The organism is Streptomyces sp. NPDC028368, from assembly GCF_055565615.1.
Genome location: NZ_JBVHTY010000004.1, coordinates 174,839 through 190,429, shown reverse-complemented (window position 1 = coordinate 190,429; position 15,591 = coordinate 174,839). Strand labels below are relative to the sequence as shown.

The following is a 15,591-nucleotide window of genomic DNA, read 5'->3' as shown; positions in this document are numbered from 1 at the left end:
GGCCTCGATGGGGTCGCCGAGGGCGGTACCGGTGCCGTGTCCGTCGATGACGTCGACCTCGGCAGCCGGGACGCCGGCGTTGGTCAGGGCCTGGCGGATGACGCGCTGCTGGGAGGGGCCGTTGGGCGCGGTCAGTCCGTTGGAGGCGCCGTCCTGGTTGACGGCGGAGCCCCGGATGACGGCCAGGACCTGGTGTCCGTTGCGGCGGGCGTCGGACAGCCGCTCGACGAGGACGAGGCCGACGCCTTCGGCCAGGCTCATGCCGTCGGCCTGGTCGGAGTAGGCCTTGCAGCGGCCGTCGGCCGCCATGGCGCGCTGCCGGCTGAAGCCGACGAACGCGCCGGGCGTGGACATGATGCTGACGCCGCCTGCGAGGGCCAGGGAGCTCTCGCCGTTGCGCAGGGACTGGCAGGCCAGGTGCAGGGCGACCAGGGAGGAGGAGCAGGCGGTGTCGAGGGAGACGGCCGGGCCCTCGAAGCCGTAGGTGTAGGAGAGCCGGCCGGACAGGACGCTGGAGATGGTGCCGGTGATCAGGTGGCCCTCGGCGCTGTCCGGGCTCGCGCCGAAGGCTCCGTAGTCCTGGTAGCTGGCGCCGATGAACGTGCCGGTGCCGCTGCCGCGCAGGGTGGCGGGGTCGATCCCGGCGCGCTCCATCGCCTCCCAGGAGGTCTCCAGCAGCAGGCGCTGCTGGGGGTCCATGGCCAGGGCCTCTCGGGGCGAGATGCCGAAGAAGGAGGCGTCGAAGTCGGCGGCGTCGTGCAGGAATCCGCCGCGGACCGAGTACGTGTGACCCGCCCGGTCCGGGTCGGGGTCGTACAGGCCCTCGGTGTCCCAGCCGCGGTCGGCGGGGAACTCGCTGATGGCGTCGCCGCCTTCGGCGACCAGGCGCCACAGGTCCTCCGGGGAGCCGACGCCGCCGGGGTAGCGGCAGCTCATGCCGATGATGGCGATGGGCTCGTCGTCGGCGACGGCGGTGGTCGTGGTTGTGGCGGCGGCGGTGCCCGTGGCGGACCCGGCGATGGACTCGCGGAGGAAGGCGACGAGCGCGAGCGGGTTGGGGTAGTCGAAGACCATGGTGCTCGGCAGGGCGAGCCCGGTCACGGCGGCGATGCGGTTGCGCAGGTCGACGGCGGTCAGCGAGTCGAAGCCGACGTCGCGGAAGGCGCGTTGTTCGGAGAGGACCTCGGGTGAGGCGTGGCCGAGTGCGGTGGCCGCCTCGGTGCGGACGAGGTCCAGCAGAAGCCGGTCCTGCTCAACGGCTTCCAGCCCGAGGAGCCGGGTGGCGAACTCGCTGCGGGAGTCCGAGCCTTCGGTGCCCTCTTGTTCCAACTGCCGGATCTCGGGGAGGTCTTCGAAGAGCGGGGTGGGCCGTGCGGCGGTGAAGACGGGGTAGTAGCGCTCCCAGTCCACGTCCGCGATGGCCAGGACCGTCTCGTCGTCGTCGAGGGCCTGCCGCAGGCCGGTGAGGGCCAGTTGGGGGTCCATGAAGACCAGTCCGCTGCGGCGGATCTGGCCGGGGTCGACGCGGCCGAGCTTGAGGTCGTCGGCCCAGATGCCCCAGGAGACGGCGGTGGCACGGGCGCCGCGGGTGCGGCGGTTTTCGGCCAGGGCGTTCAGGTAGGCGTTGCCGGCGACGTAGGCGGCGTGCGCGCCGCTTCCCCACATGCCGGCGGTGGAGGAGTACAGGACGAAGGCGTCGAGGTCGTCGCCGAGGAGTTCGTCCAGATGCCGGGCGCCGGTGACCTTGGCGTCCATGACCTTCGCGAAGTCGTCGGGAGTCGTCTCGTCCAGCGCCGCCAGCTCGATGGTGACGGCGGTGTGCACGACATTGCGTACGCTGCGGCCCTCGGCCTCCAGCGCGGCGAGCATCTGGGCCACCGCGTCGCGGTCGGTCAGGTCACAGGCGACGACACTGGCTTCGCAGCCCGACTCGGCCAGTTCCCGGACGAGTTCGTCGGCGCCGGGTGCCGCCGGGCCGCGGCGGCTGGTGAGCACGATGTGCTCGGCGCCCTGCTGGGCGAGCCAGCGGGCCAGGTGCGGGGCGAGGGTGCCGGTGCCGCCGGTGACGAGGGTGGTGCCCCGCGGCGTCCAGGGGCGAGCCGGGGCGGGGACGGCACCGGCTGCGCGTACGACGCGGCGGGTGAGGACACCCGAGGCACGCAGGGCGAGTTGGTCCTCGCCACTGCGGCCGGTCAGGACGGCGGCCAGGCGCTCACCGGCTCGCTGGTCGAGCCGCTCGGGCAGGTCGACCAGGCCGCCCCAGCGCTGCGGGTGTTCGAGGGCGGCGGTCCAGCCGAGGCCGAGGATCTGGGCCTGGTCGGGGTGGGTCAGCCGGTCCGCGCGGCCGGTGGAGACGGCTCCTTGGGTCAGGCACCACAGGGGTGCGTCGATTCCGGCGTCGCCGAGTGCCTGGACGAGCGCGAGGGTCAGGGCGAGTCCGCGGGTGAGCGCCGGGTGCGTTGCGCTCCCCTCCTCGGCCTCGGCCAGCAGGGACACCACGCCCGTGAGGTCCGCCGCGTCGCCGAGGCCGGTCAGGCGCGCGGTCAGGGTCGCGCGGTCGGCGCAGGCGTCGTCCAGGACGAGGGTGCGCGGGTCGGCGCCGTGGGCGGTGAGGACACCGGTGAGGGTGTCGGTATCGGCCCCTTCGGGGGCGACGACGAGCCAGGTGCCTGTCAGGGCCGCCGTGGGCAGGCTGGTCAGCGGCTTCCAGGTGGCGCGGTAGCGCCAGGAGTCCACGGTGGACAGGTCGCGGCGGCGCTTGTGCCAGTGCGAGAGGGCCGGAAGGACCGGGGCCAGGGAGGTGCGGTCCAGGCGCAGGCTGGAGGCGAGCGCGTCGACGTCCTCCTCCTCGACCGCCGTCCAGAACTCCGCGTCCGCGGGGTCCGCTTCGCGCCGGTCCTGGGACCGGTCGGGGATCGCCCACAGGTGCTCGCGCTGGAAGGCGTACGTGGGCAGCGGCACCCGGCGGGCGCCGGTGGCGGCGAAGACTCCGGTCCAGTTGGCGTCGGCGCCACGGACGAACGCCTCGGCGAGCGAGGTCAAGAAGCGGTCCATGCCGCCGGTCTCGCGCCGCAGCGTGCCGAGTACGGCGGCCGGGCCGCCGGCCCCTTCGGCCGTCTCCTGGATGGCCATGGAGAGGACGGGGTGGGAGCTGACCTCGATGAAGAAGCGGTGGTTGTGGGCGAGGAGTTCACGGATGGAGGGTTCGAAGCGGACGGTCTGGCGGAGGTTGGTGTACCAGTAGTCGGCGTCGAGGCCGGTGGTGTCCAGCCAGTCGCCGGTGACGGTGGAGAAGAAGGGCACCTGGGCGGGGCGCGGGCTGATGGGCGCGAGGACGGTGTGGAGTTCGTCCCGCAGCAGCTCGACCTGCGCGGAGTGCGAGCCGTAGTCCACGGCGATGCGCTTGGCGCGGATGTCCTCGGCGGTCAGCTCGGCGACCAGGGCGTCCATCGGCGCGGTGGCGCCGGCGACGACGACGGACCGCGGCCCGTTGACGGCGGCGACGGACAGGCCCTCGTACGCGCCGAGGCGCTGTTCGACGTCGGCGACGGGCAGCGGGACCGACAGCATGCCGCCGGATCCGGCCAGCCCGCGGGCGATGGCCTGGCTGCGCAGCGCGACGACGCGGGCCGCGTCCTCCAGGGAGAGCGCCCCGGCGACGGCGGCCGCGGCGATCTCACCCTGCGAGTGGCCGACCACGGCGTCGGGGGTGATGCCGTGGGAGGTCCACAGCGCGGCCAGGGAGACCATGACGGCGAAGGAGGCGGGCTGGACGACGTCGACGCGGTCCAGGGTCGGCGCGCCTTCGGCCTGGCGCAGCACGTCGAGCAGGGACCAGTCGACGAACTCCGAGAGGGCGGTGGCGCATTCGGTCAGGCGCTCGGCGAAGACCGGGGACTCCTCGAGGAGCCGCGCTCCCATGCCGATCCACTGGGAGCCCTGGCCGGGGAAGACGAAGACGGTCTTGCCGTCGGTGCCGGCCGCACCTTGGACGACGCCGGGTGCGGAGCCGCCGGTGGCGAGGGCGTCGAGGGCTGCGCGCCGGGTCTGGTCGTCGGTGCCGACGACGACGGCGCGGTGGTCGAAGAGGGTGCGCGTGGCCACCAGGGTGTGGCCGACGTCGAGGGCGTCGGGTGCCTGCTCGCCGTCGAGGCGGGCGGCGAGGTTGACCGCCTGGGCGCGCAGCGCGCCCGGGGTCCGGGCGGACAGCACCCAGGGGATGGCGCCGCCGGCCGGGGGTACCGCCCGCGCGGGGGTTGTCTCGTGCGGGCGGGGGGCCTCTTCGAGGACGGTGTGGGCGTTGGTCCCGCTGATGCCGAAGGAGGAGACCGCGCAGCGGCGCGGGCGCTCGCCCTCGGGCCAGTCGGCGGGTTCGTGCAGCAGGGAAACGGTGCCGGGGGCCCAGTCGACGTGGCTGGAGGGGGTGTCGGCGTGCAGGGTGCGCGGCAGCTGTCCGTGGCGCAGGGCCAGGACCATCTTGATGACGCCGGCGACGCCGGCCGCCGACTGGGTGTGGCCGATGTTGGACTTGACGGAGCCCAGCAGCAGCGGGCTCTGCGGGTCGCGGTCCTGGCCGTAGGCGGCGAGCAGGGCCTGGGCCTCGATGGGGTCGCCGAGGGCGGTGCCGGTGCCGTGGGCCTCGACGGCGTCGATGTCCGCCGGGGCCAGCCCCGAGTTGGCCAGGGCCTGGCGGATGACGCGTTGCTGGGAGGGGCCGTTGGGGGCGGACAGGCCGTTGGAGGCGCCGTCCTGGTTGATGGCCGAGCCGCGTACGACGGCGAGGATCTCGTGCCCGTTGCGCTGGGCGTCAGAGAGGCGCTCCAGGACGAGGACGCCGACGCCTTCAGCGAGGGTCATGCCGTCGGCGCTGTCGGAGAACGCCTTGCAGCGGCCGTCGCCGGCCAGGGCCCGCTGCCGGCTGAAGGCGACGAACGGGTTGGGGTTGGTCATCACGGTCGCGCCGCCGGCCAGCGCCAGCGCGCTCTCGCCGTTGCGCAGTGACTGGCAGGCCAGGTGCAGGGCGACCAGGGACGAGGAGCAGGCGGTGTCGACGGTGACCGCAGGACCTTCGAGGCCGAAGAGGTAGGCCAGGCGCCCGGAGAGCACGCTGGGGCTGGTGCCGGTCACCAGGTGGCCGGCGGAGCTGTCCTCGACGCCGAGTCCGTACTCCTGGTAGGTGGAGCCGATGAAGGTCCCGGTCGCGGTGCCGTGGACGGTGGTGGGGTCGATGCCGGCCTGCTCGAACGCCTCCCAGGTGGTCTCCAGCAGCAGCCGCTGCTGGGGGTCCATCGACAGGGCCTCGCGCGGCGAGATGCCGAAGAAGGAGGCGTCGAACTCGCCCGCGTCGTGCAGGAATCCGCCCTGGGTGGAGTACGTCGTGCCCGGGTTGTCCGGGTCGGGGTGGTAGAGGCCGGTGTTCCAGCCGCGGTTGACGGGGAAGTCGGTGATGGCGTCGACGCCCTCGCTGACCAGGTCCCACAGCTGCCGCGGGGAGCGGACGCCGCCGGGGAAGCGGCAGCTCATGCCGACGATGGCGATGGGCTCGTCGAAGCGGCCCGATGACGACACAGCCACGGCCGCGGTCGGATCGCCGCCGGTGCCCAGGAGTTCCTCGCGCAGGTGGCGGGCGAGGACGGCGGGGGTCGGGTGGTCGAAGACGAGGGTGGCGGGCAGGGCCAGGCCGGTGCGGGCGGCCAGCCGCTTGCGCAGTTCCACGGCGGTGAGTGAGTCGAAGCCGGCGTCGCGGAAGGCCCGCCGCTCCGCGATGGCGTCCGCGGAGTCGTGGCCGAGGGCGATGGCCGCCTCGGCACGCACCAGGTCGGCCAGCAGCCGCTCCTGCTCGTCCCGGTCCAGGCCGCTGAGGCGTGCGGCGAACTGAGGCGCGGCGCTCTCGGCGTCGCCGTCGGCGCGTCCGAGGGCTTGGACGTCGGGCAGTTCGTCGAACAGGACGCTGGGGCGGGCGGAGGTGAAGACGGGGTGGTAGCGCTCCCAGTCGATGTCGGCGACGGTGACCGTGACATCGTCGTGGACGAGTGCGCGACGCAGTTCGGCCAGGGCGCTCGCGGGCGCGAGGAAGCGCAGTCCGCGCTTGTGGAGCTGGTCGGTGACGGCCTCGTGAGTGGCCATGCCTGCCTCGGCCCAGGGTCCCCAGGCCACCGAGGTCGCGGGCAGGCCGCGGGCGCGCCGCTGCTCGGCGAGGGCGTCGAGGTAGGCGTTGGCGGCGCCGTAGGCGCTCTGCCCGGCGCTGCCCCACACTCCGGCGATCGAGGAGACGAGGACGAAGAAGTCGAGGTCGTGGCCGTCCAGGAGGGCGTCGAGGTGGGCCGCGCCGAGCATCTTGGCGGCCATCGCCTGTGCGGCGGCGTCCAGGGGGGTTTCGGTCAGGGGGGCGTTCTGGCCGACGCCGGCCGCGTGCACGACGCCGGTCAGCGGGTGCTTCGGGGGTACGGAGGCCAGGAGTGCGGTGAGCGCGCCGCGGTCGGCGGTGTCGCAGGCCGCGACGGTGACCTTGGCACCCAGCTCCTCGATTTCCGCGGCCAGTTCAGCGGCCCCGGGGGCGTCGGGGCCGCGGCGGCTGGTGAGGAGGAGGTGGTCGGCGCCGCTGCGGGCGAGCCAGCGGGCGGCCTCGGCGCCGAGCGCTCCGGTGCCGCCGGTGACGAGCACGGTGCCGCGCGCGGTGAACGCGTCGGCGGGCGGCAGTTCTGCCTGTGGGTGGCGCACCAGGCGCCGGCCGAGTGCTCCGGTGCCGCGGACGGCGATCTGGTCCTCGCCGCCCTGTGCTGCCAGCGCGCTGACGAGATGCTGCGTGGCGGGGGCGTCGAGGGTGGCCGGCAGGTCGATCAGGCCGCTCCACAGCTGCGGGTGCTCCAGGGCGGCGACCCGGCCCAGCCCCCAGACCGCCGCCTGGAGGGGATTGGTGAGCGGGTCGGCCGGGCCGGTGGTGACCGCGCCGCGGGTCAAGGTCCACAGGGGGGCGTCGAGCCGGGTGTCCGTGAGCGCCTGGGTCAGCACGAGGCTGAGTGCGAGCCCGGCCGACGGTTCGGCGCCGGGCCGGTGGCCGGGCCGGTCGGCGAGCGGGAGCAGGGACAGGATGCCGGAGAAGGCGCCTGTCGCCGCGCCTGCGGCGTCGAGCCGGGCGGCGAGTTCGGCGCGTTCGCGGCAGGCATCGTCCAGTACGAGGGTCTCGAACTGGGCGCCGTGGCCACGCAGCGCGTCAAGGATCTCGTCGCTGTCGATGCTGTCGGCGGTGACGAGCAGCCAGGTGCCGTCGAGTACGGGCGCGGCGGCCGCCTGCACGGGGCGCCAGGCGACGCGGTAGCGGGTGGAGTCCAGCAGCGCCTTCTCGTGCCGGTGCTGGCGCCAGGAGGACAGCGCGGGCAGCAGCGCGTACAGGGAGGCGTGCTGTTCGTCGCGCAGCCCGAGGAGAGCGGCCAGCTCCGCGGCGTCGCCGCGTTCGACGGCGCCCCACAGCTCGGCGTCCGCGGGGTCGGCGGCGGCCTGCGCGAGGCGGACCTGGGCCGGTTCGGGCCAGTAGCGCTCGTGCTGGAAGGCGTAGGTGGGCAGCTCGACCGTGCGTGCTCCGGTGCCGGCGAAGTACGCGGGCCAGTCGACGGCCGTGCCGCGTACGTGCAGGCGGGCCAGCGCGGTGGCCACACAGCGCTCCTCGCCGCGCCCGGCGCGCAGCAGTGGGACGAAGTCCGCGTCCGGGTCATCGCCCAGGGTGTCCTGGGCCGGGGCCGACAACACGCTGTCGGGACCGAGTTCGAGGAAGGTGCCGGCGCCGCAGGTCTGCGCGGCGCGCACGGTGTCGGCGAAGCGGACGGCGTCGCGCGCGTGTGCGACCCAGTAGTCCGCCGAGCGCAGTTCGTCGTCGGTGGCGGGCCGTCCGGTGAGGCCGGAGATGACGGTCACCTCCGGCGCGCCGTAGGTGAGCTGCGCGGCGACCTCGCGCAGGCCGTCGAGCGCGGGCTCCATGAGCGGCGAGTGGAAGGCGTGGCTGACCTTCAGGCGCTTGGTCTTGCGGCCCTGTGCGGCGAAGTGGGCGGCGATCTCCTCGGCCGCGGCCAGGTCTCCGGCGACGACGACGGCGCGGGGGCCGTTGACGGCGGCGAGGGACACCTCGTGCTCGCGCCCGGCGAGCAACGGTGCGGCCTCGTCCTCGGTGGCTTCGAGGGAGATCATCGCGCCGTCGGCGGGCAGTGCCTGCATCAGCCGTGCCCGCGCGGCGACCAGACGGGCCGCGTCGGGGAGCGAGAGGACGCCCGCGACGTGCGCGGCGGCGATCTCACCGACCGAGTGGCCCAGCAGGACGTCGGGGCGTATCCCCCAGGTGCGCAGCAGCCGGTAGAGCGCGACCTCGAAGGCGAACAGAGCGGGCTGGGTCCACTCGGTGCGGTCCAGCAGCGCCGCCTCGGGGCTGCCCTCCGGGGCGAGCAGGACGTCCTTGAGGGGACGGTCCAGGTGCACGTCGAGGGCGGCGGTCACCTCGTCGAGGGCCTGGGCGAACGCGGGGAAGCGGGCGGCGAGTTCACGGCCCGCGCCGGGGCGCTGGCTGCCCTGCCCGGCGAACAGCACGGCCAGCTTGCCCGCGCCGCCGATCTCGCCCTCGGTGAGTGCGGAGCCGGGCCGGTCGGCGGCCAGGTCGGCCAGTGCGCGCAGCAGTTCGTCGCGGTCGCCGGTGACGACGGCGCGCTGGTCGAAGGCCGAGCGGGTGGTGGCGAGGGAGAGGGCGGCGTCGGCCAGGTCGAGGGCGGGGCGCTCGTCGAGGAAGGACCGCAGGCGGGCGGCCTGGTCCCGCAGCGCCGCCCGGCTCTTGCCCGACAGCGTCCAGGGCACGACGGCCGGGGTGAGCGCCGGCTGTTCGCGCTGGTCGGGGGCGGCCGGCGGCTCCTCGACGATGAGGTGGGCGTTGGTACCGCTGAAGCCGAAGGAGGAGACGGCGGCGCGGCGCGGCCGGTCGGCCTGCGGCCAGGGCGTCTCCTCGGTCAGCAGACGCACCGCTCCGGAGCCCCACTCCACATGCGAGGACGGCACGTCCGCGTGCAGGGTGCGGGGCAGCACGCCGTGGCGCATGGCCATGACCATCTTGATGACGCCGGCGACGCCGGCCGCGGCCTGGGTGTGGCCGACGTTGGACTTGACGGAGCCCAGCAGCAGCGGGCTCTGCGGGTCGCGGTCCTGGCCGTAGGCGGCGAGCAGGGCCTGGGCCTCGATGGGGTCGCCGAGGGTGGTGCCGGTGCCGTGGCCCTCCACCGCGTCGATGTCCGTGGCGGACAGGCCGGCGGCGGACAGCGCCTGCCGGATCACCCGCTGCTGGGAGGGGCCGTTGGGGGCGGTCAGGCCGTTGGAGGCGCCGTCCTGGTTGACGGCGGAGCCGCGTACCACGGCCAGGACCCGGTGCCCGTTACGGCGGGCGTCGGAGAGGCGTTCCAGGACGAGCACGCCGACGCCCTCGGACCAGCCGACGCCGTCGGCGCTGTCGGAGAACGCCTTGCAGCGGCCGTCCGGGGACAGGCCGCGCTGCCGGGAGAACTCGATGAGCGCACCCGGCGTCGACATGACCGTGACGCCGCCGGCCAGCGCGAGCGAGCACTCCCCCGCGCGCAGCGCCTGCATCGCCCAGTGCATGGCGACCAGCGAGGACGAGCACGCCGTGTCGACGGTGACGGCGGGGCCTTCGAGCCCCAGGGTGTAGGAGACGCGCCCGGAGACGACGCTCGGGGCGGTGCCGCTGCCCTGGTGGCCCTCGAACTGCCCGCCGGAGAGCACCGTGGCGTAGTCGTTGTACATCACGCCCGCGAACACGCCGGTCTGGCTGCCGCCCAGGGACACCGGGTCGATGCCCGCGCGCTCGATGGCCTCCCAGGACGCTTCGAGGAGCAGTCGCTGCTGGGTGTCGGTGGCCAGGGCCTCGCGGGGGCTCATGCCGAAGAAGGCCGGGTCGAAGTCGGCGGCGGTGTGCAGGAATCCGCCGAAGCGGGAGTAGGAGGTGCCGGTGCGGTCCGGGTCCGGGTCGTAGAGCGCGTCCAGGTCCCATCCGCGGTCGGTGGGCAGGCCCGAAATGGCGTCGGTGCCCTCGCTGACCAGCCGCCACAGGTCCTCGGGCGAGGCGACGCCACCCGGGTAGCGGCAGCTCATGCCGACGATGACGATGGGGTCTTCGCTGATGGCGGTGCCGGCGGTGCCGGCGGCCCGGGGGGCGCCGGCCGCGGCGGCGGCTTCGGAGCCCATGAGTTCGGCGAGGAGGTGCGCGGCGAGAGCGTCCACCGTCGGGTAGTCGAAGATGACCGTCGCGGCGGTGCGCAGGCCGGTGGCCGCGCTGAGCCGGTTGCGCAGTTCCACGCCGGTCAGCGAGTCGAAGCCCAGGTCCCGCAGCGGGCGCCGCGCGTCGATGTCGGCGGTGCCGGCGTGGCCGAGTACGGCGGCCACTTGGCCGGCCACGAGGTCGAGCACGACCTCGCGGCGGTCGGTCTCCGCCAGCCGGGACAACTTCTGTACGAGGGTGACGGCGGCCTCCGAGCCCGAGACCACCGAGCGGCGGGCCGGGGTGCGGATCAGGCCGCGCCACAGCGGCGGTACTGCGCCCTGGAGACCTTGGACACGCAGGACGGAGAGGTCGAGCCGGGTCGGCAGCAGGACGGCGGCGTCCATGGCGGTGGCCGCGTCGAAGAGGGCGATGCCCTGTTCCTCGGTGAGCGCGGGCGTGCCCATACGGGCCAGGCGCTCGAGGTCCTCGTCCGTCAGGCCGCCGGTCATTCCGGCGGTGGGCTCCCACGGGCCCCAGGCCAGGGAGAGCCCCGGCAGGCCCTGGGCGCGGCGCAGTTGGGCGAGCGCGTCGAGGAAGGCGTTGGCGGCGGCGTAGTTGCCCTGGCCCGCCGCGCCCACGGTGCCGGAGAGGGAGGAGAAGACGACGAAGGCGGCCAGGTCCAGGTCCCGGGTGGCCTCGTGGAGGTGCCAGACGGCGTCGGCCTTGGGCCGCAGCACCGCGCTGATCCGCTCGGGGGTGAGCGACTCGATCACACCGTCGTCGAGGGTGCCGGCGCTGTGTACGACGGCGGTGACGGGGTGCTCGGCGGGCACACCGGCCAGCAGCCGCTGCACGGCCGCGCGGTCGGCCAGGTCGCATGCCGTGATGGCCACCTGGGCACCGTGCTCGGCCAGTTCGGCCACGAGTTCCCTGGCGCCGGGGGCGTCGGCGCCGCGGCGGCCGGCGAGCAGCAGGTGCCGTACGCCGCGCTCGGCAACCAGGTGCCGGGCCAGTACCCGGCCCAGGCCGCCGGCGGCCCCGGTGAGCACCACGGTGCCCTCGGGGTCCCACTCCGCAGCGGCCTGCGGCGCCTGGGCGCGGGCGAGCCGCGCGGTGCGCACGGCGGTGCCGCGGACGGCGGCCTGCGGCTCGTCCAGGGCCAGGGCCCGCAGCACCGGCTGGGCGGCGGGCTCGGCGGAGGCGGGGTCGAGGTCCAGCAGTCCGAAGCGGCCGGGGTGTTCGCTCTGCGCGGCCCGCACCAGGCCCCAGACGGCGGCGGCCACCGGGTCGGGCGCCTGCCGCGCGTCGGTGGCGACCGCGCCACGGGTGACGAAGACCAGCCGGGACGCGGCGTACCGCTCGTCCTCCAGCCAGGTCCGCAGGCGCTGAAGGACGTGGGCGGTGCGGGCGTGCACGGAGGTGACGACCGCGTCACCGTCCGCACCCGCGACGGAGGCGAGGACCACCTCCGGGGCGTTGGTGGCGGCGTCCGGGCCGGGCAGCGCCGTGACCGTGAGGTCCGGCGACGAAAGGGCCCGCTCCAGGCCGAAGAGGTCCGGGCCGAGGACGGCGGCCGAGGCGGGCGCCGCCTGGGCGGCCTGGCGCGGTTCGGTCCAGCGCAGCTCGAACAGGGCGTCGCGGACGAGGGAGTTGGCGGCGCCGATCCGCTCGTCGGGCATGGTGCGCAGGACCAGCGAGCCGATGGAGGCGACGGGGGCGCCGTTGGTGTCCGCGACGGCGATCGCCACCGCGTCGTCCTCGGCCGGGGTCAGCTTCACGCGGACCGTGCTCGCGCCGCTCGCGTGCAAGGTCACGTCCTGCCACGAGAAGGGCAGGCCGCCGCGGGCGTGCTCGCCCAGGTCGGCGAAGGCCGCGGCGTGCAGGGCGGCGTCCAGCAGGGCCGGGTGAATGCCGAACGACGCACCGGACGCCGTGTCGGAGCTGTTCGCCTGAGGCAGGGTCACCTCGGCGTAGACGTCGTCGCCGCTGCGCCAGGCGGCGCGCAGCCCCTGGAACAGGGGGCCGTATCCGAAGCCGGTGTCGGCCATGCGGTCGTAGAAGCCGTCGAGGTCCAGGGGACGCGCGTCGGCGGGGGGCCAGGCGGTGGCGTCGAAGCCGGCGTGGTGCTCGCCGGCGACGAGGGTGCCGGCGGCGTGCTGGGTCCAGGGGAGCTCTTCCGGCCCGTCGGGGCGGGAGTGGACGCTCACGGCGCGGCGGCCCGACTCGTCGGGGCTGCCCACCCACACCTGCACTTGGACGCCGCCCTCTTCGGGCAGCACCAGCGGGGCGGCCAGGGTGAGTTCCTCCACGCGACCGCAGCCGGCCTCGTCCCCGGCGCGCACGGCCAGCTCCAGGAAGGCGGTGCCCGGCAGCAGCACCGTGCCGCGCACGGCGTGGTCGGCGAGCCAGGGGTGGGTGCGCCGCGACAGCCGGCCGGTCAGCAGCAGGCCGTCGGAGTTGGCGACCGACACGGCCGCCGTCAGCAGCGGGTGGTGCGCCGCGCCCAGGCCGGCGGCGCGCATGTCACCGCCCGTCGCGGGAGCGCTCTTGGGCCAGTAGCGGCGGCGCTGGAAGGCGTAGGTGGGCAGGTCGGTGCGCCGCGCGCCGGTGCCCTGGAAGTAGGGCTCCCACTGGACGGCCACGCCGCGGGTGTGCAGACCCGCCAGCGCGGCGGTGAGCGTCTCGGCCTCGGGGCGGCCAGGCCGCAGCACGGCGAGCGTGGCGGACACGCCGTCTGCGGAGCCGGGGGTGCCGTCGGAGCCCGGGGCACCGTCGGCGGTGCCGGCCGCGGCCAGGCAGGTCTGGGCCATGGCGGACAGGACGCCGTCGGGGCCCAGTTCCAGGAAGGTGGCGGCGCCGTGGCCGTCGAGCCAGGCGAGGGCGTCGGCGAACCGTACGGCGTGACGGGCGTGGTCCACCCAGTAGTCGGGGGAGGTCAGCTGCTCCACCGTGGCGAGGGTGCCGGTCAGGCCGGAGACGACCGGGATCACGGGCGCCTGCGGTGTGAGCCGGGAGACGGCGGTGCGGAACTCCTCCAGCATGGGCTCCATGAGCGGGGAGTGGAACGCGTGCGAGACGCGCAGCCGCTTGGTCTTGCGGCCCAGCGCGGCGAAGTGCTCGGCGACGGCGGTGACGTCGTCGGCCCGACCGGCGACCACGACGGCGGCGGGCCCGTTGACCGCGGCGATGGAGACGCGGTCCTGCCGGTCCTCCAGGAGGGGCCGGACCTCCTCCTCGGTGGCCTCGAGGGAGACCATGGTGCCGCCTTCGGGGAGCGCCTGCATGAGGCGGCCGCGGGCGAGCACCAGGGCCGCGGCGTCGGCCACGGAGAAGACCCCGGCCACGTGCGCCGCGGCGATCTCGCCGATGGAGTGCCCGGCGAGGAAGTCCGGCTTGATGCCGAAGGACTCGGCGAGCCGGTACAGCGCCACCTCGACCGCGAACAGCGCGGGCTGGGCGTAGCCGGTCTCGTCGAGCAGGGCGGCCTCGGGCGTGCCCTCGGCGGCGAACAGCACGTCCTTCAGGGGCCGTTCAAGACCCTGGTCGAGGTGGGTGAGGACCTCGTCGAGGACGGTGGCGAAGACGGGGAAGCGGGCTGCCAGTTCACGCCCCATGCCCGGCCGCTGGGAGCCCTGGCCCGCGAAGAGGAAGGCGAGCTTGGACCGCGTCCGGGCGGTGTCCTGCACCAGTCCCGGCGCCGGCGCGCCGTCGGCGAGCGCGGTGAGGGCGGCGCGGGCCCGGTCCAGGTCGGCCGCGGTGAACGCGGCGCGGTACTCCAGGCCGGAGCGGGCCGTGGCCAGGGAGCGGGCCACGTCCACGGGCGCGAGATCGGGGCGGGACGTGAGGTGTTCGAGCAGCCGCGCCGCCTGGGCGCGCAGCGCCTCGCGGGTGCGGCCGGAGACGAGCCACGGGACGGCGCCCGCCGCCACGGGTTCGGCGGCGGCCGGCCGTGCGGTGTCTTCCTGGTCCCCCTGGCCGGCCTCGGGCGACGGGGCGGCCGGGGCCTCCTCCAGGATCGTGTGCGCGTTGGTACCGCTGAGCCCGAACGAGGAGACGCCGGCCCGGCGCGGCTGTTCGCCCCGCGGCCACGGGACTTGCTCGGTGAGCAGGCGCACGGCCCCCTGCGTCCAGTCGACGTGCGAGGACGGCGCGTCCACATGGAGCGTGCGCGGGAGCAGGCCGTGCCGCATGGCCAGCACCATCTTGATGACGCCGGCCACGCCGGCCGCCGCCTGGGTGTGGCCGAGGTTCGACTTGACGGAGCCCAGCAGCAGCGGGTGGTCGGCGTCGCGGCCCTGGCCGTAGGTCGCCAGCAGCGCCTGGGCCTCGACCGGGTCGCCCAGGGTGGTGCCGGTGCCGTGCGCCTCGACGACGTCGACCTCGTCGGCCGAGAGCCGCGCGCTGACCAGCGCCTGCTCGATCACCCGTTGCTGCGAGGGGCCGTTGGGTGCGGTCAGGCCGTTGGAAGCGCCGTCCTGGTTGACGGCGGAGCCCCGGATGACGGCCAGGATCTCGTGGCCGTTGCGTTGGGCCTCCGAGAGGCGTTCCAGGACCAGGACGCCCACGCCCTCGGCCCAGCCGGTGCCGCCCGCGGAGTCGGCGAAGGAGCGGCAGCGCCCGTCGGCGGAGAGCCCGCCCTGGCGGCTGAACTCCACGAAGGTGGTGGGGCTGGACATCACGGTGACGCCGGCGGCCAGCGCCAGGGAGCACTCGCCCTGGCGCAGCGAGTGGGCGGCCAGGTGCAGGGCCACGAGGGAGGACGAGCAGGCGGTGTCGATGGTGACCGCCGGGCCCACAGCCCCGAAGAAGTACGCGAGCCGGCCCGAGATGACGCTGGTGGTGGTGCCCGTCAGGGCGAAGCCCTGGACGTCGTCGTCCGGGCCCACCCGGTATTCCTGGGGCATCGCCCCGACGAACATGCCCGTCCGGGAGCCCCGGACCGCCGCCGGGTCGATGCCGGCCCGCTCGAAGGCTTCCCAGGAGGACTCCAGCAGCAGTCGCTGCTGCGGGTCCATGGCGAGTGCCTCGCGGGGGGATATTCCGAAGAAGGAGGCGTCGAACTCGGCCGCGTCGTGGAGGAATCCGCCGGAGAACTCCCCCGCGTCCTCGGCCAGCAGCTCCCAGCCGCGGTCGGCGGGGGACGCCGTGATGCCGTCCCCGTCGGCGGCGAGCAGGGACCAGAGCTCCTCGGGGCTGCTCACGCCTCCCGGGAAGCGGCAGCTCATGCCCACGATCGCGATCGGCTCGCGGGCAGCCGCCTCCAGCTCGCCCACCCGCTGCCGGGAGCGCCGCAGATCGGCACCGGCCCGCTTCAGGTAGTCGCGGAGTTTCTGTTCCTGGTCCAT

1 protein-coding gene (running past one end of the window) is annotated in these 15,591 nt (G+C 75.0%); it reads right to left on the bottom strand.

Going from position 1 to position 15,591, the window contains the following annotated elements:
* Positions 1 to 15,591 carry the 5' portion of a type I polyketide synthase gene (locus ACZ4S3_RS11000; protein ID WP_467930302.1) on the bottom strand. Its footprint begins 12,984 nt before the window's first position, so the window shows 15,591 of its 28,575 coding nt (coding positions 1-15,591); it begins with the start codon at positions 15,589 to 15,591; the stop codon falls past the left edge of the window.